The sequence below is a fragment of the Lysinibacillus sp. NPDC056220 genome, assembly GCF_049315265.1.
In the GTDB taxonomy this organism is placed as follows: domain Bacteria; phylum Bacillota; class Bacilli; order Bacillales_A; family Planococcaceae; genus Lysinibacillus; species Lysinibacillus pinottii.
In genome coordinates, this window is sequence record NZ_JBMOXD010000002.1 from 311,503 (window position 1) to 331,351 (window position 19,849).

A 19,849-nucleotide genomic window follows, 5' to 3' on the forward strand; every position below is an offset into this window, starting at 1 on the left:
GGAGGTTTAGGCAATGCCACATTTTTTTTTCAATAAGAAAGTAATTTTGCTGCTCGTAGGCATGGTTTTTCTTGTGGCATTGATTAGCTTCTCATTACGTGATCGGACGAATGCTACTTTACCAGAGCAAATTATTAAAGATACTGTCGGCGTCGCACAATCGCTTGTTGCGAAGCCGGCGAATTATGTTAATGGTATTTTTAATAGTATTGACTCCCTCTTAAACACGTACGAAGAAAATAAACGTTTAAAAGCACGCTTAGAAGATTTTGCAGTTGTACAAGCTGAGGCTACGGATTTAAAATCAGAGAATAAAAAGCTTCGTGAGCTTTTGGATAAAAGTGAGAGCTTAAAGGCGTATAATCCTATTCAAGCAACAGTGATTGCTAGAAATCCTGACCAATGGGAAGAGAAAATCATTTTAGACAAAGGATCTTCTCATGGAGTTCAAAAAAACATGGCAGTTATGACGGCGAAGGGGCTAGTTGGGAAAATTACACTAGTGACGCCTTTCACTTCTGAGGTAGAGCTTTTAAATACAAATAATCCTAACTATCGTGTTTCTGCAATGGTGTTAGGTGAAAAAGAAGCATACGGTTTAATCGAGGGCTTTGATGAAGAACGTAATGAACTCATTATGAAGCGAATCGATTCTAGTTTTAAGGTTAAAGAAGGCGAGCAGGTAGTTTCTTCAGGACTCGGAGGTATTTTCCCTAAAGGTGTCCCTATCGGAGAAATTACAGAGGTTAGTACAGATGATCACGGCTTAACAAAAATGGCGTATGTCAGACCATCTGCTGATTTTTCGATTTTAGAGCATGTTGTTATTGCTAAGCGTACATCTACAGTTATTGATGGTTCAGATGGTAGCTCAACGAACGAAGATTTAACAAACCCGCAAGATACGAATGAAGAGGAGGCGGAATGATGGTTCGTTTTCTCATTCCTTCTGTGGCGGTTTTACTATTCTTGCTAGAACCAGAGTTTGCGATGCTTTCTCCAATTGAAATTAAGGGGGAAGTGTATTTTCTAGTACCGCGTTTTTTAATCTTATATCTCATTTTTATCTCCATCTATTACAGCCGTCAACGCGCGGTAATGTATGGACTTTTTTTTGGTGTCTTGTATGATGTGTTTTACATTGATATTATTGGATTATATTCAGTTCTATATCCACTTATATGTTTTTTAGCAGGGTCTATCGTGAAAGTTATACATCAGCACTTAGTCGTAACAACAACTATTTCAGTTGTGTTAGTAGCCATTTTAGAATTTATACTCTATCAATTTTTCTTCTTGATCGATTTTACAGCAATACCTTTAGCAGATTTCTTACGTTCACGACTACTGCCAACAATCATTGCAAATGCTTTATTTTTAATGATTCTTGGTTGGGCCTTCAAGTATCTAATTAATGCGCGTGTCTTACAGAGAGCACGTGAGGTTTCTTAACAAAGAACAACGTGAGGTGAGGCATTCATGAAAAAACAATTAGTTAATATGAAGGGAACGAAGGACGGATTTGTACTGCGTCTTGACGACCAATGTGCTTATAGCGATTTAGTAGAAGAATTAAAGAAAAAAGTGTTAGAAGGCGGTATCGATGGTAAAGTAGATGTACAATTATACTTAGGCTATCGATACTGTACTGATGAACAGATCGATGAGCTTATCCATATTGTGCAAGAAACAGAGCAACTCATTGTAGCGAGTGTACAAAGCGAAGTACTGACTGTCCATGAAAGCAACCAGAAAATGATTGAAAGTCAACAAGATACATATTTAGGTGTGGTCAGATCAGGGCAGATTCTACGTTCGTCTGGGGACATTATCATTGTAGGAAATGTCAATCCAAACGGTCGGGTTGAAGCTGGTGGCAATGTGTATGTCTTAGGTAAACTAAAAGGAATCGTGCATGCTGGTGTACAGGGCAATAAGGAAGCAATCATTGCTGCCTCTCAATTTGAAGCTACGCATATTATGATTGCTGATCAAGTGGAAGCAATGTCAGATGAGCATGTGAAAGAAATTAATCAAGCAGAAATGACTTGTGCATTTATTGGTTACGATGGACGCATTACGTACGATCAAATTCACGCCTTAAAAAATATTCGACCATTGTTAAATGTGTCTAAGGGAGGAAGCTAGTGTGGGAGAAGCGATCGTCATAACTTCGGGTAAAGGTGGTGTCGGAAAAACAACGACATCGGCTAACCTTGGGACTGCATTGGCTCTACAAGGTAAAAAAGTATGTTTAGTTGATACAGATATTGGCCTGCGTAATTTAGATGTTATTTTAGGCCTAGAAAATCGTATTATTTATGACCTAGTAGATGTAGTAGAAGGGCGCTGTAAAATACATCAAGCATTGATTAAAGATAAGCGCGTGGATGATAAACTATTTTTATTACCTGCTGCTCAAACGACAGATAAAAATGCTGTTACCCCTGAGCAAATGAAGAGCTTAGTAGAGGAATTAAAAAGGGACTATGATTATGTATTAATAGATTGTCCGGCAGGTATTGAACAAGGCTATAGAAATGCCGTAGCAGGTGCAGATCATGCGATTGTTGTCACAACACCTGAAATTTCTGCTGTTCGAGATGCAGATCGAATTATTGGTTTATTAGAACAGGAAGACATAACTGCTCCTAAGCTCATCATCAATCGTATTCGACAACATATGATGAAGAGCGGTGACACTTTGGATGTTAATGAAATTACAACCCATTTGTCTATCGATTTATTAGGAATTATTGTTGATAGTGAAGGTGTTATTTCATCTTCCAATAAAGGAGAACCAATCGTAATGGACCCTGCTAATAAAGCATCTTTGGGCTATCGAAATATTGCACGTCGTATTCTGGGCGAATCGGTTCCATTAATGGCTATTCAAGATGAGCAAAGAGGTATGTTTTCAAAACTTAAATCATTATTTTCAAGATAAATTAAAACCTTTTCGTGCAATTGTGCGAGAAGGTTTTTTGCATGTTTGGACATGCAATCACATATAGTGTGGAAAAAAGGATGAGGGCTTGTTTAAAAAATGGAAATGGTTTATCACGATACTACTTGTGGCAGCAACTATGCTTGTAATTCGTTTAGAAGATCAGGGTGTAGTTGATACTCCTATTCGAAAAATGGTAACAACCTCGGCAGATTTAACGTACTTAAGTGAGCTAGGGCAAAGTTGGTTCGACAAAGAAAATGAAACCATTACAGTATCTAGTGATGTCGGGCAAGTAGATCTTTTAACATTTGCTAATGCCCAGGTTTTTAAAGAGGGATATTTATTGCAGTACGATGTTGGTTTACCAGTTTATGCCGGACAGAATGGTTTAGTCGTGTTCACAGGTCATACCAAATATACTGGTAAGACTATGACCATTAGTTATGATGATGGTACAACCGTCTCTTATGGCATGCTAGATAGCTTAGCACAGCTTCCGTATACATCTATACAGGCAAATGATTTGATTGGTATGAAAGAAGCTGGGCAACTTTATCTTTCCATTGAAAAGGGAGATAGCCATTACGATTTAGAGCAAATTGTACAATGGTTGGAAACGATGGAGACTAATGAAGATTAAATTACATCTTCTTTGTATTCCTCTCGTATTTGTCATGATTTTTAGTGGACAACTTGCTTATTACGCTATTATTTTTTTCTCGCTATTGTGGCATGAAGCAGGTCATTTATTAGTAGCTTTACTGTGCGGCGTAAGAGTGAAATCATGTGTTATTACACCTTACGGGGGGGAAATACAATTTGAAAATCCAGCGGTTGTGCAAGCATCGTCACTCCTATGGATTGCATTAGGAGGACCAATCGCTACTATCTTGGGGATTGGCCTCGCTTTTTTTATGCCTGAACTAATTGCAGGTAAGCTTATTAGTGTTCAACTTGTGCTATTATTAGTGAATATGATCCCCATCCTACCATTAGATGGTGGTAGGATATTGTTAGCGTGGTTATTCTTAAATTTTCCAAAAGCTCAAGTGGTGGAAGTGTATTATTGGCTGTCCTTCATAGTGGCCACTACATTATTTCTGATAACTTTAAATTTCCTACCGCAATCTATTTTTTTAGCAATTATTTGTTTATTCATTTGGCTACAAGTTTTAAAAGAATGGCGTTACCGAAAATATCGTATAGCTTTTGAAAAATATGTTATGAATAGATTGACTTAAAAAAAGCCGTGTGGTAATATTTTAATGTTATTGTTTGTAGCACCCGTGCTACTACAACCGCTCTGGGAAGGTATAAGTATCTTACTATAAGATCACCTTTATAAAACAGGCGAGTCTGAGTTTAAGAGGAGGTGCAGTAAAATGTACGCAATTATTGAAACTGGTGGTAAACAAATCAAAGTAGAAGCTGGTCAAGAAATCTACGTTGAAAAATTAGGCGTAGAAGCTGACGAGGTTGTAACTTTTGATAAAGTTTTATTCGTAGGTGGCGAAAACGTTAAAGTTGGTGCTCCATTCGTAGATGGTGCTACTGTAACAGCGAAAGTTGTTAAAGAAGGCCGTGCGAAAAAAATCGTTGTTTTCAAATTGAAAGCTAAAAAGAACTACCGTCGTAAACAAGGTCACCGTCAACCTTACACAAAATTAGTTGTTGAAGCAATCAACGCTTAATAGTGAGGTGTAGCGAATGATACAAGTTACGATTCATCATGATGAAAATAGACATGTGTCAGCATTCGAATTTTCAGGACATGCTGGGTACGATGAATCTGGGAAAGATTTAGTATGTGCAGGAGCATCTACCATTGCCATTGGTACGGTAAATGCTATTTATGCATTATTACAAATTCAACCAGAAGTCGAACAAGCTGCTGAAGGTGGAGGCTATCTTAAGGTGGATCTTCCAACAGATTTAGAGCCTGAAGTAGATGCAAAACTACAGTTAATTGTTCAAGTAATGACTGCCCAAGTGTATTCTATGGTGCAGAATTACGGACAATACATCCAAATCAACTACAACCAAGTAGGAGGTGGAACTCGATGAAATTATTATTAGCATTAGACCTTCAACTTTTTGCATCGAAAAAAGGGGTAGGTTCTACTAAAAACGGACGTGACTCTGAGTCTAAACGACTTGGTGCTAAACGTGCTGATGGCCAATTCGTAACTGGTGGTTCAATTCTTTACCGTCAACGCGGTACAAAAATTTACCCAGGTACAAACGTAGGTCGTGGTGGTGACGATACACTATTTGCTAAAGTTGACGGCGTTGTTAAATTCGAACGTTTAGGTCGCGATCGCAAACAAGTATCTGTATACCCAGCACCACAAGAAGCTTAATCTTTTATAAGATATCATAAAGCGGAGGACTGCATTTATTGCAGTCCTTTTTTTGGCTAAATTTCAGCCTCTTTCAACAGACGACTGTAGAATTAAACGTGGATCAATAGCTCAAGGTGATGACGGTTTTCATTTTATTTCAGTAGAGTTAAAACCATCGAAATAAAGGAATTCTGTCTATGGTAGCCATGCCTTGAGGCAAGGACTAATCAACATCTTGTTGGTCCAAAGCAAACTGATTCTTTATTCAAATATGCTCAGGGATAATTGAATAAAGAATTAAGGGAAAAATACAGCAAAACTTGTTATACTAGTAAAGATAACTTTATTGGAGTGAATGGGATGAACAATCAATCACTAACCATTAGTGAAGTATTACGTTTTGCAAATCATGATTTTGTGAATCAACTGCAATTGATTCGCATGAATTTAGATTTAGGTAGAGTTGATGAATCAAAGGAACTTATTCAGCATTTTTCAGAACAGTTAAGAGTGTTTTCTATCCTCAATCGACTACAATTACCACAAACAATTGAATGGCTCCAAACAGCAGGATGGCGTTTCCCTTCCTTCACTTGGAAAATAAACGGCGAGATAAAAAAGCCTGTGACCAATGAGATTGATCAGGAAGTTGTAGATTACTTAAACAAAACAGTTATGCATGTTTATGATACATTAGATCCATTTACAGAGCAGATCCTAACGCTTGATGTACGTGTTGACGATCATACATTTGCCGTGACATTCACGCTAAATGGGTTATGGAGTGCTGATGCATTCACCGAAAAAGGTTTGAAACAATTCGACATTCAAACAATTGAGCAGACAAATACACGCTGGCAATATGTCTTGAGTGCAAATAGGGAGTGAACTAAATGTTTGTCGATCACGTAAAGATTTATGTTAAAGGTGGAGACGGCGGAGATGGCATGGTTGCCTTTCGCCGAGAAAAATATGTACCGAATGGTGGTCCAGCTGGTGGAGATGGTGGACATGGCGGGAATGTCGTATTTGAAGTAGAGGAAGGCTTACGTACGTTAATGGATTTCCGCTATAAACGCCATTTTAAAGCACCGCGTGGCGAGCATGGTATGAGTAAAGGCATGCACGGTAAAAATGCGGAAGATTTAATTGTTAAAGTTCCACCAGGTACAGTGGTTATGAATGAAGAAACAAATGCTGTTATTGCTGACTTAGTCGAGCATGGGCAAAGAGCCGTTATTGCGAAAGCAGGGCGAGGTGGACGTGGAAATTCTCGCTTTGCAACACCTGCCAACCCAGCGCCAGAACTTTCTGAAAAAGGTGAGCCAGGACAAGAATTAAATGTTATATTAGAGTTAAAAGTTTTAGCAGATGTAGGATTAGTTGGTTTCCCAAGTGTTGGTAAATCAACACTTTTATCTGTTGTTTCTGCTGCTAAGCCAAAAATTGGTGCGTATCATTTCACGACAATTGTACCGAACTTAGGCATGATTGAAACAGATGATCACCGAAGCTTTGCGATGGCAGATTTACCAGGGCTAATTGAGGGAGCTCATGAAGGGGTAGGATTAGGCCACCAATTTTTACGACATATTGAACGTACACGCGTTATTGTCCATGTGATTGATATGTCAGGAATGGAAGGTCGCGATCCATATGAGGATTATTTAACAATCAATGAAGAACTAAAACAATATAATCTTCGGTTAACAGAGCGTCCACAAATTATTGTAGCCAATAAAATGGATATGCCAGATGCAGAGGAAAACTTAACAGCATTCCGCCAAAAGGTAGGGGAAGACGTTCAGATTTTCCCAATTTCTGCTGTTTCTCGTCAAGGATTAAAAGAGCTATTGTTTGCTATTGCGGATCTATTAGAAGTAACGCCTGAATTCCCACTGTATGATGAAGTAGAGGAACAATCAGACGCAACGGTTATGTACAAGCATGAGGCAAAAGGTGAAGATTTTGAAATCACTCGTGACGATGATGGTACATTTATTATTAGTGGCTATGCCATTGAACGTTTATTTAAAATGACGGACTTTAGCCGTGAAGATGGAATACGTCGTTTTGCTCGTCAATTGCGTGCAATGGGTGTGGACGAGGCTCTACGTGAACGTGGAGCACAGGATGGCGATACAGTTCGCCTACAAGAGTTTGAATTTGAATTTGTCGATTAAGACATGAGTTTTAGGGGGAAGCGTATGAAGAATGTTGCGAATCAGCGATATTATTTAGTTCGTGAGGATGTTTTAACGGATGCAATGCAAAAAACTTTGGAGGCGAAACACTTATTATCAAGTGGTTCAGTATCTTCCATTTGGGATGCGGTAAAGCAGGTGGATTTATCGCGAAGTGCGTTTTACAAATATCGTGATGCGGTTTTTCCTTTTCATTCAATCGTGCAGGAACGCATTTTAACAGTCTTTTTACAGCTTCAAGATAGAAAAGGAACACTTGCTAAGCTTCTAGAAACTGTGACAATTACACATTGTAACGTATTGACGATTCATCAAACAATCCCTATTCAGGGACGTGCCAATGTTACATTATCACTAGATGTAACAAGTATGACATGTGATCTTGATGACCTAATCCAGCAATTAAAACGGTTAGATTTTGTTGAGTCAGCGGAAGTCATTAGTTCTGGTGCTTTATAATCATAGTAAGGTGTTCGATCCTTTAATTTTTGACAAAAATGACAATTATCGTGTTTAATAATCCATATGCTCTTGAAGCACTGGAGTAATAATACGATACCAAAGCTCAAATAAGGAGCTGTCCCTCAGTGATACATCATCGCTAGGGACTGCTCCTTATTCCATAAAGGAGGTTTTTGCAATGACAAAGCAACAATGGAGAAATCGAATCGCATATTTAGGACCGGAAGCATCATTTACATACTTAGCAACAAAGGCTACTTTTCCAAATGAGTGGCTTGTACCCTGTGCAACGATTCCTGAATGTATTGAGGCAGTAGCAGAGGGAAAGGTAGATCTAGCCGTTGTACCATTAGAAAATGCCTTAGAAGGTTCAGTTACGCTTACACTTGATTATTTATTCCATGAAGCATCACTATATGTAACAGGTGAATTATTACTGAAAATACAGCAGCATTTAATGGTCAATAAAGCACAAAAAGATAATTGGCAGTCCATTGAAGGGGTCTATTCCCATCCACATGCTCTAGCACAATGCCATAAATATTTATTTTATCGTTTCAGTCATGTACCACTACAACAAACAACTTCAACAGCAGCTGCCGCAAAATACGTATCTGAAAACCCAGAACAATGTATAGCAGCGGTTGGAAATGCAGCTGCCGCAGAAAAATATGGCCTTGAAATAGTAGAGTCCAATATCCATGATTTCCATTTTAACCATACTCGTTTCTTTGTTCTGTCTAAGCAAAACCAACGATTGCCACAAGAACTTTCAAATGGGCAAGCGAAAACAACTTTAATGATTACATTGCCGACTGACCGTTCAGGGGCATTGCATCAAGTGCTATCTGTCTTTGCATGGCGTCAACTGAATTTAAGTAAAATTGAATCGCGTCCATTGAAAACAGGACTAGGGGATTATTTCTTCATGATAGATGTGTTAGCGGATGAAAAAGTACCGATGATGCGCGGTGCAATGGAAGAACTAGCTGCACTAGGTTGCAAAGTAAAGTCACTCGGTACATACTTTACGTATCTTACGTCTGACGAAGCATAATAGCTATAAGGGGGAAATAGAATGCGTGGGATTATTTTATTTGATGGTATTTGTAACTTTTGTGATAGCAGCGTTCAATTTATTATCAAACATGATCAAGCAGGCTATTTTCAATTTGCTTCGTTACAAAGTGATGTCGGGCAAACATTGCTCCGACAGTTCAAAATATCTGAGAATATAGATAGTGTAATCCTCATTGAAAATGGGAAAGCATATGTTGAATCGACAGCAGCCTTAAAAATATGCAGAAATTTGGAGAAGATTTGGCTTTGTTATTATCTTTTCATCCTAGTGCCTCCAATTATTCGCAATGCGTTGTATAGAAGGTTTGCTAAGCACCGCTATCGTTTATTTGGTACAAAAAAGGAATGTCTATTACCTACACCTTCACAAAGACAACGATTTCTTTCCTAATAGGTTGGGGTAAAGGGAGAGGAATACTCGAAACACACATTGAAGCACAGTATGAGCAAATACTGTGCTTTTTTATTTTATTGGTCTGTTACCAAATAGCCCTTTTTTTGTAAGGCTTGTTCAATTAACGTTAATACTTCAACAGAGGGGGCTGTAATGACATGAAGATGAATGCCACCCGTTAGTGCAGATAAGTAATTAGCCTGAGTGGCATTAACCCGTTCGATAAATTGTGTTACCTCATGACGGTTTGACACCATGATTGAGGCAGTTAACTCACCATAAATAGGATGTTCAACCATAACATTTTTGACTGTGCCACCACAATCTACAATCGTCATTAGCTCGTCCTCTGTTTGTTCAGATGTGTGTATGCATGGAAATGTGCGTTCAACAGTTTGCTGTAATTGTTCCTGATGCATATAAAGATAACCCTGACTCGTAGCGATAATGGGTTCGTTTCTTGCCTTTAATAAAGTCATATCATTGACGATAACTTGCCTAGAAACATTGGCGAATTTAGCTAAGTCTGTCCCTGTTATAGGTGTTTTACTTTTTTTTAATTGCGCTAATAGTTGCAGTCGGCGTTCCTCGCCTAACATTTTTTTCATAAGAGATCACCTCTGCCCGTAATAATGGAAACAGTATTCCCTATAGGTTAGTGTACCATGAAGCATTTCTAACTTGTTGAAATTTTTGTATCCAAATGAAACATTGAACATATGATACGTAGAGAGGAAGGGAGGAAAAAATTGCGTATTCATATTGTTCAAAAGGGAGACACATTGTGGAAGATTGCGAAAGAGTACGGCATTTCGTTTGAAGATTTGAAGCGGCTCAATGTCCATCTTGCCAACCCAGATTATATTGTCCCGGGCATGGAAATTATTTTGCCTGAAAAAATAAACAAAGAGCCACATAAAGCAATGCCAAAAAAGGAATCACAAATGCATAAGGAGACACCTAAGGAAGTTCCGAAAAAAGAGGTACAGAGACCAATGCCACCGCCACCACCAATTGTACCACCTGCTCCAATGCCAATGCCTGAGCCACAAATGATTCCAATACCTATACCAATGCCAATGCCAATGCAGATGCCACAACAACCGATGTGGGTTCCACAGCCTGTAGAAATGAATTGGCACCAACAGGTAGTCATGCCACAAGTAGAGCAAACAGTCACAACACCACCACCAGTACAAATACAGCCAGCGCCGCCACCGCCACCACCACCACCAGTAGCGAAGCCAATGCCACATCCAGTACCACAACCAGCACCACCAATGCATATCATGCCACATCCAGTACCACATTGCTCAAGCTGCCATCAACCAATTTATCATCAAATGTGGTGGCCAATGCCAATGCAGCCACAGGCCGAGCAGTATATGATGCCGCAGCAGCCGATGTCCTTTGAGATGCCAGAAAATAAAATGGGCGAGATGGAAGACTTCTTAGAGTCTACATCACCATTTTTCCACACGCCTAATCAACAAATGCAGCCACAATTTAATATGATGCCTGACATGAACATGGGCAAATCATGTGGCTGTGAAGCACAATCATGTGGCTGTCAATCACAACCAATGCAGATGCCAATGCCTGCATGGCAAATGGATCCGTGTCATTGTCCACCACCACCATGCCCAACGCATTGTCCACCGCCATGCCCGTCATCAGTAGGACCTTGGATGTCACCGCATTATTTCCCAGGCGGGATGACGCCTTATCGATGGTGAAAAAGCGTATATTGTCGAAGAGGTAAAATCAAATATTTGGAAATATAGGTATCGATCGAATACTTACTTTGTCAAACGAGCAAAACAACTAGAAATTGCAGAGAAGGTAAGAACAATTCATCGCCAGCTAGGTCGAATTGAACCTAATCTTATCCTACCATTAGTCCAAAGTGACGATGAGCAGCTAATTGTGCAAGAATGGCAAGAAGGTAGCCATGGTGCCAATTTTGCTCATAAAAAGGATCGCAGGGAATCTCTTCAACTACTAATAGCTTTACATGACACATATAAAAAAGTTGCTTGGCAACGCTTGCCTGGCTTGCATACCTATTCACAACTTTTAAAATGGCAAATGCGTCATATGCGTTTTAAAAGCAGAAGAAATGAGTTTCGGGCTTTCTTAACAAAAGAAGAGATCGATCAAATATTGCATTATAGTGATAAATCGCTGCAGTTAATTGCGCTGGAAGATGTAGCCGAAAAAGAAATTACACTATTGCACGGGGATGTCGTGCATCATAATTTTTTATGGTGCACGGATGGACAATTGCGTTTAATTGATTTTGATTTGGCACATCTTGGAGAAGCGGATGACGAGTATATTTTATGGTTGCATCGGGTGCTACCTGCAGTTGATTATGATTTAGCCAAAGTCTTTGCGGAGTTACCAGAACTGAAACGGCTTGATAAAAGAAAGCTTCATCGTTTAAAATATCCGAATGAACTATTAAGGGAATGGCTTTTCGCTGTGGATTTACCCCTTGATCAGCAACTAGTATTTTTAGATTATTTAGTACCATTTACTAAACGAGCCCTCACCTATTGGCCAAAACTGTGGTACGATATTGATAGATTTGTGAAGAAATGACCGTCATTTGGCGGTCATTTTTGTCTTGAACAGCGTTTTGAACAGGACTTTCTGTCGAGCATTCGTTCGCTATATGCTATAATCGAAGACGATGATTGTGAGGGAATATAGATGTATGATTATTTAAAAGGACTAATTACTCGTATTACACCAGAATATATTGTGCTAGAACAAAAGGGTATTGGCTGGCAATTGAATACGCCCAATCCGTTTGCATTTCGAACATCAGCCATGGAGCAACAAATTTATGTTCATTTGCATGTACGAGAGGATGCACAAGTGCTTTATGGTTTCCCAAATCTAGATCAGCGCGAGCTTTTTCGAAAGTTAATTTTAGTATCTGGAATAGGTCCTAAGGGAGCGCTGGCTATCTTAGCGACTGGCAACCCACAGCAGGTTATAAGTGCGATTGAACGGGAAGATGAAACGTTTTTAGTGAAGTTCCCAGGAGTAGGTAAAAAAACTGCTCGTCAGATGATATTAGATTTAAAAGGCAAGCTAGGCTCTTTATTAGAGACAATCGAACTGCCGAGTACAGAAGATGAGCTGCCATTGTTTGGCGTTCATCCTTATAAACACGAATTAGAAGAAGCAATACTTGCTTTAGCGGCACTTGGTTACTCTGAAAAGGAGCTCGAAAAAATTCGCCCACTGCTTGAGGATAACGACAAGCTGGAAACGACAGATGCCTATATGAAACAAGCGTTACAACTATTATTAAAATTAAAATAAGGAAGGAGGGAAGAGGCATGTCTGAACGTATGATGGCTAGTGAGGCAAGTGGCTATGATGAACAATTTGAATTATCTTTACGCCCGCAAAGGTTAGCCCAATACATAGGGCAACATAAAGTAAAGGAAAATTTACAAATTTTCATTGAGGCAGCAAAACTTCGGCAGGAAAGTTTAGATCATGTGCTGTTATATGGGCCACCAGGGCTTGGTAAAACAACATTAGCTGTTGTTATTGCAAATGAGATGAGTGTCAATGTACGCATGACAAGTGGTCCTGCAATTGAACGTCCAGGAGATTTAGCAGCGATTTTAAGTTCACTAGAGCCTGGTGATGTTTTATTTATTGATGAGATTCATCGATTACCTCGTGCCATTGAAGAAGTGTTATATCCAGCAATGGAGGACTTCTGTTTAGATATTGTTGTGGGAAAAGGTCCTGAAGCACGTTCTGTACGCCTTGATTTACCTCCCTTTACCCTTGTAGGTGCTACAACCAGAGCTGGTGCCTTATCAGCACCTCTAAGAGATCGCTTTGGTGTTTTATTACGCTTAGAGTACTATGATGATATTTCCCTTGCTGAAATAGTTGCTCGCAGTGCTCATTTATTTGAGGTAGAAATTGAGCAAATAGCAGCAATGGAAATGGCGAAACGCTCTCGTGGTACACCTCGAATTGCCAATCGCTTATTGAAACGAGTACGAGATTATGCACAAGTGCTTGGAGATGGTATGATAACGGAGGGCCTTGCAAAGCAAGCGCTAGAGCTGTTACAAGTCGATCCAAGAGGGCTTGATCACATTGATCATAAACTTGTCACTAACATGATTGAGCGCTTTCGAGGAGGTCCTGTGGGCTTAGATACGCTTGCAGCATCGATTGGTGAGGAACGGGTGACTATAGAAGATGTATATGAACCCTATCTCATGCAAATTGGGCTTATTCAACGTACACCACGAGGAAGAGTAGCGACACATTTAGCCTACGAACATTTTGGATATGAGTATCCCCAACAAACATAAAGAAGGAAGTTTTTTTCATGCGTGTAGAAGATTTTGATTTTGAATTACCAGAGGAGCTTATTGCTCAAACACCTTTAGTAGATCGGACAGCTAGTCGATTAATGGTCGTAACACCTGGCTCAAATGAAGTAGAGCATCACCATTTTGCTCATGTCTTAGAGGAGTTACGTACTGGAGACTGCCTTGTGTTAAACGATACAAGAGTCTTACCTGCTCGCTTAATGGGTGTAAAAGAGGAGACAGGTGCCCATATAGAGGTACTATTATTAAAGCAATTGCCAGGTACAGATGAGTGGGAAACACTTGTAAAACCAGCAAAACGTGTAAAAGTAGGGACAGTTATTACATTTGGAGATGGATTGTTAACAGCTACTTGTACAGGTGAGCTTGACCATGGTGGACGAACATTTGAATTTCATTATGATGGAATCTTTTTTGAAATACTAGAGCAGCTTGGTGAAATGCCATTACCGCCTTATATACGAGAAAAATTAGAAGACAAAGATCGCTATCAAACGGTCTATGCGAAAGAGCGTGGGTCAGCTGCTGCTCCAACGGCCGGGCTCCATTTTACAGAAGAATTATTAGAACAAGTAAAGGCAAAAGGGGTAGAGGTTGTCTTTATTACACTTCATGTAGGACTTGGAACATTCCGTCCAGTTAGTGTAGATTCTATTGAAAACCATGAAATGCACGCAGAATTTTATAGTGTGACAGAAGAAGCAGCAGACACGATTAATCGTGTAAAGCGTAATGGCGGGAAGATAATAGCTGTTGGGACTACCTCTACACGTACATTGGAGACAATTGGCTCTAAATATGATGGTGAGGTACGAGCAGAGCAAGGTTGGACGTCTATTTTCATCTATCCAGGCTATACTTTTACCGTGGTAGATGGTTTAATTACAAACTTCCATTTACCAAAGTCAACCCTTGTTATGCTAGTGAGTACGCTAGCCACTCGTGAAACTATTTTAAGTGCTTATCAGCAAGCTGTAGAAGAAAAATATCGCTTCTTTAGTTTTGGTGATGCTATGTTTATTCGACCAAAAGAATAAAAAAGAAAAAATCGGAGTACTGTTTTTACTTCAGATCAGAGAGGATTTTTATTTTTATGACACAACCAGCTATTCGCTATGAATTACTTCATACATGTAAACAAACAGGAGCACGTCTTGGCATTGTGCATACACCACACGGCTCTTTTGAAACACCAGCATTTATGCCTGTTGGAACACAAGCAACAGTTAAAACAATGTCACCAGAGGAATTAAAAGAAATGAATGCTGGTATTATCTTATCCAACACGTATCATTTATGGCTTCGTCCAGGCAATGATATCGTTAAGGAAGCAGGCGGACTGCATAAATTTATGAATTGGGATAGACCCATTTTAACAGATTCAGGTGGTTTCCAAGTATTCTCCCTAAGCCAGTTCCGCAAAATTGAAGAGGAAGGCGTACATTTCCGTAACCATCTTAATGGGGATAAATTATTCCTAAGTCCAGAAAAAGCGATGGAAATTCAAAATGACTTAGGCTCGGATATCATGATGGCTTTCGACGAATGTCCACCGTATCCTGCAACACATGAATATATGTTGCAATCGGTAGACCGTACAACACGTTGGGCAAAACGCTGCAAAGAAGCCCATAGTCGTCCAGAAGAACAAGGGTTATTCGGAATTATTCAAGGTGGTGAGTATGAGGATCTACGCCGTCGTTCTGCAGAAGCATTAGTGGAGTTAGATTTCCCAGGCTACGCGATAGGAGGACTATCTGTTGGTGAACCAAAAGATATCATGAACCGTGTTCTTGAGTTCACAACACCGTTAATGCCAGCAAATAAACCTCGATATTTAATGGGAGTGGGTTCACCAGATTCATTAATCGATGGAGCTATTCGTGGTGTTGATATGTTCGACTGTGTTCTACCAACACGTATTGCTCGTAATGGTACACTGATGACATCAGAAGGTCGTTTAGTCGTAAAGAATGCAAAATATGCTCGTGACTTTGGGCCGATTGATCCGAACTGTGATTGCTATACATGTAAAAACTATTCACGTGCTTATATTCGTCACCTGATTCGCACAGAAGAAACGTTCGGTATTCGTTTAACGTCTTATCATAACTTACACTTCCTGTTAAAGCTAATGGAACAAGTGCGTGAGGCAATTCGTCAAGATCGCTTAGGTGATTTCCGAGAAGAATTTTTCGAGAAATATGGCTTTAATGGACCAAATGCGAAAAACTTTTAATTAATTACTTTTCTAAGGATAATAAAGTGAACGAGTTTTTTCATAAAAAGGGACATTAGAAAACCTCTAATGTCCTACATTACTTGCCATAGTATGGCAAAATCATTCAAAACTTTGTAAAAAGTGAATATTTCTAGCAAAATATTGTCAATCATAGAAAAAATATTAGTAAATGAGAAAATTTTTGGGCTTGTCCATCGCTTTTTAATGGTGGAATAGTCTATACTAAAAAAGTGAGATTTGGAAAGGGGGCAAGAAGTAATATGGATCAATTATTAGGCTTAGCACCGATATTATTAATGTTCGTTGCTATGTGGTTTATCTTAATCCGTCCAGCTAAAAAAAGACAGCAGGAAACACAAAATATGCAAGGTAGTTTGCAACGTGGAGATAAAGTCATTACAATCGGTGGCCTGCATGGTGTCATTGATGCAATTGAGGACACAGCAGTAACATTAAAAATCGCTGATAATGTACGTGTAAAATTTGACCGTCAAGCAATCGGACGAGTTGAGAAAGACATTTAAACATTATAAAGAAAAAGGCTTACAATAGCTATATTGTAAGCCTTTTCTTGTGCGCTGAAGCGCAAGGGAGGGGTATATTCCTCCTGTCACTATTTCATTGTATTTATTTTATGAATTAAGTCGGGACCTGAATCATTGCCATTTACAATAATTCTACTTAATGTGAATAATCCATCGCCCTTTTTAACATTTTTATTCTGAATAACAAAGCCCATCTTAAAACCAGCCTCCTGTGCAATTTTAATGGTGGCAGCAGATTGAATACCGTATGGATAGCTAATGGCGATGGGCTCGTAGCCTAATTTTTCTTTAATTATTTTTCGGGAGTGAATAAAATCATTTCTGACTCTAGCCTCGTACTGCTGCTGGCTCTCTAATTGTCCATTCAAATAGCTTGGACCGTAAATAGCCCCATTCAGTCTGCCGAATTTTGAAGGTAATTTATAATGGGAGTCCCAAGTATGGCTTTGAATCGTTATATAATCTTGCATTTCTTTTAATTGATCCCAGTTCATCTTGGCAATTTCATGTGGATAGGCAAAATCTTTACTTGTATCGACTATTCGGCTTGCAATAACAAAAATTTCAGCATGTATGTCATATTTTTTCAAAATCGGATACGCCATTTCGTAATTGCTGAGATAGCCATCATCGAAAGTAATTAATATAGGCTTCGCGGGTAATTTGCTTTGGTTAGTCAAGTAATCGTGTAATTCTTTGACAGAAATCGCATGATAACCTTCTTCCTTAAGGGACCTCATTTGTTTCTCAAAATTATTGGGTGAAATAACTGTATTATTGTTTATATTTTCCGCTAAATGGTGGTACATAAGAACGGGTATATTCTGTTCTTGGTATCCATAAGTAAGAAATGGATGAGTAAACAGAACAATATAAACAACAACGAAAGCAATTATTTTCCTTATCATTTTCTCACCTTTTTGCTGTTTATAGTCTTAACTGTTTCGTTCTTTATATTTTGTACGAACAACTACGGACTATTCCTTGTATTTTTAGCAATATCCAATCATTCTTCTGTATAAAAAACAAAAATAAGGTCACCTTGATATTATGGGGGTGTTATTGATGGAAGAATATTTCCACATCATTTTTAGAACCTGTTTTTTATATGTGTTTATCATCATTGTCTTTCGTTTAATGGGTAAACGAGAATTGGGTGAGCTATCTGTCATTGATTTAGTGGTTTTTGTATTAATTGCAGAAGTGGCTGCTTTTGCGTTAGATGATTATAAGAATCCTCTTTTTAATGCCATTTTACCCATTATTATTTTGCTCTTTATACAAATATTAAGTGCTTATTTATCGTTGAAGTTCAAAGGTATACGCGACTTAGTTGATGGTGATCCAGCGTTACTAGTGAAAGACGGTGTGATTTTAGAGAGTGTAATGCGTAAACACCGTTATAATTTAGATGATTTATGTCAGCAATTACGAGAAAATGGTATCGCCTCTGTCACCGATGTTGCATTTGCCTATTTAGAACCTTCGGGAAACCTTTCCGTTTACAAAAAAGATGAAAAAGCATTCGTTTATCCTTTGATTATTGATGGAGAGATTCAAGAGAGACATTTATTAACCATGCATAAAGACGTGGAATGGTTAAAGAGTGAATTAGCTAAAAATAATATTACAGATAGTGAAAAAGTATTTTTTTGTATTTGGGAAGACGAGCGACTGTATATTCAATTAAAGGAAAACTAAACTTTCTTTGCTAATTTACGGATATAGCGGAAATCTGTTATACGTAATTGATTTGTAAATAATAAACTCGTAAATAGTAAAAATAATGTGACAAAGCTATTTAAAATAAATGGTAGTGATAGTAAGGGCATTAGGAAGTACTGGGCGATACAAACGACAATAAAGCAACTATAAGGTACGACAAACATTCTAAAGCCTGCTCGTAAATTTTTCCGTTGTCTAACAGTTGCTATATGCAAGAAAGAGGTCATCAATACGCCAAAACCAATAGCTACCACAGCTCCTTTTTCTTGAATACCGGGCTGAGAGGCAAGTACAAACATAACAAATAATTTCCCTAGGCCCCCATAGATGGAGTTCATCATCGCTGCCCGAGCTTCGCCAATCGCCTGAAGGATGGAGTGCAGAGGGCTTTGAATATAATAAAAATAAAAAATGGGTGCTAAAATTTTTACGTAACCACGATTTTCTTCTAAATGGAAAAGCTTCATAGCCAATTCATCACCATGTACAAAGAAATATGTAGCGGCAAAACAGCCCACTAAAGAAGATAATCTTAGGGAAACCGAAATTCGTTCCTGTAACAAAGGGATGTGCTGTCTAGCAACGGCATCACTAACAGCCGGAATAAGGACAATCGATAAAGCGGTTGACACAAAAGCAGGAAATAGTAGTAGTGGCACCAAAACACCTGAGATGACACCGTATAGAATGGTAGCTGCTGATGCTGTTAAGCCTGCTACTGTTAAAGCTTTTAGAAAGATAATTGGTTCTAAAAACCAAGTGAAAGAACCAAAAAGCTTGCTGCCTGCGGAAGGCAGAGCTATACGTAGCATGGGCGATGAAGGATAACCTTCGATTTTTGTTTTGCGCGCAATTAATTTCTTTTTTGAAACTATATAATGCAGCCATAAATAAAGGAATGCTACTACCTCTGCAGCAAGCGTAATACCCATGGCGGCAGCAGCTGTCACAGCGGCATTATTATAATTAGCCACGTATGGAAGCATTAGTGTAATAAAGCTAATCCGAACAACTTGTTCAATCATTTGTGACCATGCGGTAGGTGTAATTTTAGCGATACCTTGTAAATAAGCACGTAATAAACCAGATCCTACTGATACTGGTACGGCAAAGAGAGCAATCCATAAAGTGAAAGTTGTATGTTCATTATGTAAGAGCGTTGTAGAAATATATGGTATAGTGAGTGCAACAAGGGGCATAAAAACGATCATACCAATAAACGACCAAAGAATCGCAGTACGCATGACGCCAAATATGCTTTCGCGTTTATTTTTAGCTAGTAATTCTGCCACAATTTTAGCTACAGCAATAGGTAGTCCAAGTTGAATGAGTGAGATGAAGAAAATAAATGCTGGATAGACGGTCATATAAATACCGACTGCCTCCTCACCAGCAATTCGCATAAATTGCATTCTATAAAAGAAGCCAAAAAGTTTAGATAAGAAAATGACAAACATTAAAAATAATGTACCTCGTACAAAAGAACTCATGCCATCCGTCCCTTCTCAAGCCGCAAAAATTCATTT

25 protein-coding genes and 1 other annotated feature are annotated in these 19,849 nt (G+C 38.8%); of the genes, 22 read left to right on the forward strand and 3 right to left on the reverse strand.

Features of this window, described 5'->3' with window-relative positions:
* Positions 1-13 precede the first annotated feature (13 nt).
* The 14 genes from mreC (at position 14) to ACOZBY_RS06595 (ending at position 9,429) form a co-directional block, all read left to right on the forward strand.
* Positions 14-928 carry a rod shape-determining protein MreC gene (mreC, locus tag ACOZBY_RS06530; RefSeq protein ID WP_031419298.1) on the forward strand — a complete coding sequence of 305 codons (915 nt, stop codon included), beginning with the start codon at positions 14-16 and terminating at the stop codon, positions 926-928.
* Complete coding sequence (gene mreD / locus ACOZBY_RS06535) at positions 928-1,452, forward strand: rod shape-determining protein MreD (RefSeq protein ID WP_004226656.1); 525 nt, start codon at positions 928-930, stop codon at positions 1,450-1,452. The genes mreC and mreD overlap by 1 nt, the downstream gene beginning before the upstream one ends.
* 27 nt (positions 1,453-1,479) lie before the next feature.
* Positions 1,480-2,148 carry a septum site-determining protein MinC gene (gene minC / locus ACOZBY_RS06540; RefSeq protein WP_012295466.1) on the forward strand — a complete coding sequence of 223 codons (669 nt, stop codon included), beginning with the start codon at positions 1,480-1,482 and terminating at the stop codon, positions 2,146-2,148.
* A 1-nt stretch (position 2,149) separates the two neighbouring features.
* The gene (gene minD / locus ACOZBY_RS06545; protein WP_012295465.1) at positions 2,150-2,947 is read left to right on the forward strand and encodes a septum site-determining protein MinD; all 798 of its coding nucleotides are present in this window, start codon (positions 2,150-2,152) and stop codon (positions 2,945-2,947) included.
* Between the two features lie 88 nt (positions 2,948-3,035).
* On the forward strand, positions 3,036-3,590 hold the full coding sequence (locus ACOZBY_RS06550) for a peptidoglycan DD-metalloendopeptidase family protein (protein WP_422761828.1): 555 nt from the start codon (positions 3,036-3,038) through the stop codon (positions 3,588-3,590).
* Positions 3,580-4,191 (forward strand): stage IV sporulation protein FB, encoded by a 612-nt coding sequence (locus ACOZBY_RS06555; RefSeq protein WP_031419296.1) that lies wholly within the window; start codon positions 3,580-3,582, stop codon positions 4,189-4,191. Before ACOZBY_RS06550 ends, ACOZBY_RS06555 begins: the two co-directional genes overlap by 11 nt.
* Before the next feature lie 45 nt (positions 4,192-4,236).
* Positions 4,237-4,318, forward strand: a sequence feature (ribosomal protein L21 leader region).
* A 14-nt stretch (positions 4,319-4,332) separates the two neighbouring features.
* Positions 4,333-4,641 carry a 50S ribosomal protein L21 gene (gene rplU, locus ACOZBY_RS06560; RefSeq protein ID WP_012295462.1) on the forward strand — a complete coding sequence of 103 codons (309 nt, stop codon included), beginning with the start codon at positions 4,333-4,335 and terminating at the stop codon, positions 4,639-4,641.
* 16 nt (positions 4,642-4,657) lie between these two features.
* Positions 4,658-5,014 carry a ribosomal-processing cysteine protease Prp gene (locus tag ACOZBY_RS06565; RefSeq protein ID WP_031419295.1) on the forward strand — a complete coding sequence of 119 codons (357 nt, stop codon included), beginning with the start codon at positions 4,658-4,660 and terminating at the stop codon, positions 5,012-5,014.
* Positions 5,011-5,310: a 50S ribosomal protein L27 gene (rpmA, locus tag ACOZBY_RS06570; protein WP_004226673.1), complete on the forward strand. Its 300-nt coding sequence runs from the start codon at positions 5,011-5,013 to the stop codon at positions 5,308-5,310. Before ACOZBY_RS06565 ends, rpmA begins: the two co-directional genes overlap by 4 nt.
* A 342-nt stretch (positions 5,311-5,652) precedes the next feature.
* A complete protein-coding gene (locus ACOZBY_RS06575; RefSeq protein ID WP_031419294.1) occupies positions 5,653-6,180 on the forward strand; it encodes a Spo0B domain-containing protein in 528 nt (175 codons plus the stop codon).
* 5 nt (positions 6,181-6,185) lie between these two features.
* Positions 6,186-7,475, forward strand: a complete 1,290-nt coding sequence (gene obgE / locus ACOZBY_RS06580; protein WP_036162247.1) for a GTPase ObgE — start codon at positions 6,186-6,188, stop codon at positions 7,473-7,475.
* Positions 7,476-7,499: 24 nt separating this feature from the next.
* Positions 7,500-7,955 (forward strand): ACT domain-containing protein, encoded by a 456-nt coding sequence (locus tag ACOZBY_RS06585; protein WP_004226679.1) that lies wholly within the window; start codon positions 7,500-7,502, stop codon positions 7,953-7,955.
* 181 nt (positions 7,956-8,136) lie between these two features.
* Positions 8,137-9,015 carry a prephenate dehydratase gene (pheA, locus tag ACOZBY_RS06590; RefSeq protein ID WP_099805926.1) on the forward strand — a complete coding sequence of 293 codons (879 nt, stop codon included), beginning with the start codon at positions 8,137-8,139 and terminating at the stop codon, positions 9,013-9,015.
* Between the two features lie 21 nt (positions 9,016-9,036).
* The gene (locus ACOZBY_RS06595; RefSeq protein ID WP_012295455.1) at positions 9,037-9,429 is read left to right on the forward strand and encodes a thiol-disulfide oxidoreductase DCC family protein; all 393 of its coding nucleotides are present in this window, start codon (positions 9,037-9,039) and stop codon (positions 9,427-9,429) included.
* A 77-nt stretch (positions 9,430-9,506) separates the two neighbouring features.
* Here the strand turns inward: ACOZBY_RS06595 and ACOZBY_RS06600 are convergent, their stop codons facing one another.
* Positions 9,507-10,040 (reverse strand): transcription repressor NadR, encoded by a 534-nt coding sequence (locus tag ACOZBY_RS06600; RefSeq protein WP_012295454.1) that lies wholly within the window; start codon positions 10,038-10,040, stop codon positions 9,507-9,509.
* A 141-nt stretch (positions 10,041-10,181) separates the two neighbouring features.
* Here ACOZBY_RS06600 and ACOZBY_RS06605 point away from each other — a divergent pair, with 141 nt between their 5' ends.
* The 7 genes from ACOZBY_RS06605 (at position 10,182) to yajC (ending at position 16,577) form a co-directional block, all read left to right on the forward strand.
* Positions 10,182-11,168 (forward strand): LysM peptidoglycan-binding domain-containing protein, encoded by a 987-nt coding sequence (locus tag ACOZBY_RS06605; protein ID WP_422761833.1) that lies wholly within the window; start codon positions 10,182-10,184, stop codon positions 11,166-11,168.
* A 34-nt stretch (positions 11,169-11,202) separates the two neighbouring features.
* Positions 11,203-12,036, forward strand: a complete 834-nt coding sequence (locus ACOZBY_RS06610) for a phosphotransferase (protein WP_080695223.1) — start codon at positions 11,203-11,205, stop codon at positions 12,034-12,036.
* 111 nt (positions 12,037-12,147) lie between these two features.
* On the forward strand, positions 12,148-12,768 hold the full coding sequence (gene ruvA, locus ACOZBY_RS06615; protein ID WP_012295451.1) for a Holliday junction branch migration protein RuvA: 621 nt from the start codon (positions 12,148-12,150) through the stop codon (positions 12,766-12,768).
* A 17-nt stretch (positions 12,769-12,785) separates the two neighbouring features.
* A complete protein-coding gene (gene ruvB / locus ACOZBY_RS06620; protein WP_031419291.1) occupies positions 12,786-13,790 on the forward strand; it encodes a Holliday junction branch migration DNA helicase RuvB in 1,005 nt (334 codons plus the stop codon).
* 17 nt (positions 13,791-13,807) lie between these two features.
* Positions 13,808-14,848, forward strand: coding sequence for a tRNA preQ1(34) S-adenosylmethionine ribosyltransferase-isomerase QueA (gene queA, locus ACOZBY_RS06625; protein WP_031419290.1), 1,041 nt, complete (start codon positions 13,808-13,810; stop codon positions 14,846-14,848).
* Positions 14,849-14,904: 56 nt separating this feature from the next.
* Positions 14,905-16,050, forward strand: coding sequence for a tRNA guanosine(34) transglycosylase Tgt (gene tgt, locus ACOZBY_RS06630; RefSeq protein ID WP_012295448.1), 1,146 nt, complete (start codon positions 14,905-14,907; stop codon positions 16,048-16,050).
* Between the two features lie 263 nt (positions 16,051-16,313).
* Positions 16,314-16,577 (forward strand): preprotein translocase subunit YajC, encoded by a 264-nt coding sequence (yajC, locus tag ACOZBY_RS06635; protein ID WP_012295447.1) that lies wholly within the window; start codon positions 16,314-16,316, stop codon positions 16,575-16,577.
* Between the two features lie 89 nt (positions 16,578-16,666).
* On the opposite strand, the gene ACOZBY_RS06640 is transcribed toward yajC, so the two are convergent.
* The gene (locus ACOZBY_RS06640; protein WP_422761837.1) at positions 16,667-17,506 is read right to left on the reverse strand and encodes a polysaccharide deacetylase family protein; all 840 of its coding nucleotides are present in this window, start codon (positions 17,504-17,506) and stop codon (positions 16,667-16,669) included.
* Between the two features lie 157 nt (positions 17,507-17,663).
* Here ACOZBY_RS06640 and ACOZBY_RS06645 point away from each other — a divergent pair, with 157 nt between their 5' ends.
* Positions 17,664-18,299: a DUF421 domain-containing protein gene (locus ACOZBY_RS06645; RefSeq protein WP_031419288.1), complete on the forward strand. Its 636-nt coding sequence runs from the start codon at positions 17,664-17,666 to the stop codon at positions 18,297-18,299.
* Here the strand turns inward: ACOZBY_RS06645 and ACOZBY_RS06650 are convergent.
* Positions 18,296-19,813, reverse strand: a complete 1,518-nt coding sequence (locus ACOZBY_RS06650; protein ID WP_031419287.1) for a putative polysaccharide biosynthesis protein — start codon at positions 19,811-19,813, stop codon at positions 18,296-18,298. The genes ACOZBY_RS06645 and ACOZBY_RS06650 overlap by 4 nt on opposite strands.
* Between the last annotated feature and the right edge of the window lie 36 nt (positions 19,814-19,849).

Coding starts and splice junctions, on each gene's coding strand:
- mreC (WP_031419298.1), top strand. CDS start 14: ATGCCACATTTTTTTTTCAATAAGAAAGTAATTTTGCTGCTCGTAGGC.
- mreD (WP_004226656.1), top strand. CDS start 928: ATGGTTCGTTTTCTCATTCCTTCTGTGGCGGTTTTACTATTCTTGCTA.
- minC (WP_012295466.1), top strand. CDS start 1,480: ATGAAAAAACAATTAGTTAATATGAAGGGAACGAAGGACGGATTTGTA.
- ACOZBY_RS06555 (WP_031419296.1), top strand. CDS start 3,580: ATGAAGATTAAATTACATCTTCTTTGTATTCCTCTCGTATTTGTCATG.
- rplU (WP_012295462.1), top strand. CDS start 4,333: ATGTACGCAATTATTGAAACTGGTGGTAAACAAATCAAAGTAGAAGCT.
- ACOZBY_RS06565 (WP_031419295.1), top strand. CDS start 4,658: ATGATACAAGTTACGATTCATCATGATGAAAATAGACATGTGTCAGCA.
- rpmA (WP_004226673.1), top strand. CDS start 5,011: ATGAAATTATTATTAGCATTAGACCTTCAACTTTTTGCATCGAAAAAA.
- ACOZBY_RS06575 (WP_031419294.1), top strand. CDS start 5,653: ATGAACAATCAATCACTAACCATTAGTGAAGTATTACGTTTTGCAAAT.
- obgE (WP_036162247.1), top strand. CDS start 6,186: ATGTTTGTCGATCACGTAAAGATTTATGTTAAAGGTGGAGACGGCGGA.
- ACOZBY_RS06585 (WP_004226679.1), top strand. CDS start 7,500: ATGAAGAATGTTGCGAATCAGCGATATTATTTAGTTCGTGAGGATGTT.
- pheA (WP_099805926.1), top strand. CDS start 8,137: ATGACAAAGCAACAATGGAGAAATCGAATCGCATATTTAGGACCGGAA.
- ACOZBY_RS06595 (WP_012295455.1), top strand. CDS start 9,037: ATGCGTGGGATTATTTTATTTGATGGTATTTGTAACTTTTGTGATAGC.
- ACOZBY_RS06600 (WP_012295454.1), bottom strand. CDS start 10,040: ATGAAAAAAATGTTAGGCGAGGAACGCCGACTGCAACTATTAGCGCAA.
- ruvA (WP_012295451.1), top strand. CDS start 12,148: ATGTATGATTATTTAAAAGGACTAATTACTCGTATTACACCAGAATAT.
- ruvB (WP_031419291.1), top strand. CDS start 12,786: ATGTCTGAACGTATGATGGCTAGTGAGGCAAGTGGCTATGATGAACAA.
- queA (WP_031419290.1), top strand. CDS start 13,808: ATGCGTGTAGAAGATTTTGATTTTGAATTACCAGAGGAGCTTATTGCT.
- tgt (WP_012295448.1), top strand. CDS start 14,905: ATGACACAACCAGCTATTCGCTATGAATTACTTCATACATGTAAACAA.
- yajC (WP_012295447.1), top strand. CDS start 16,314: ATGGATCAATTATTAGGCTTAGCACCGATATTATTAATGTTCGTTGCT.
- ACOZBY_RS06640 (WP_422761837.1), bottom strand. CDS start 17,506: ATGATAAGGAAAATAATTGCTTTCGTTGTTGTTTATATTGTTCTGTTT.
- ACOZBY_RS06645 (WP_031419288.1), top strand. CDS start 17,664: ATGGAAGAATATTTCCACATCATTTTTAGAACCTGTTTTTTATATGTG.
- ACOZBY_RS06650 (WP_031419287.1), bottom strand. CDS start 19,813: ATGAGTTCTTTTGTACGAGGTACATTATTTTTAATGTTTGTCATTTTC.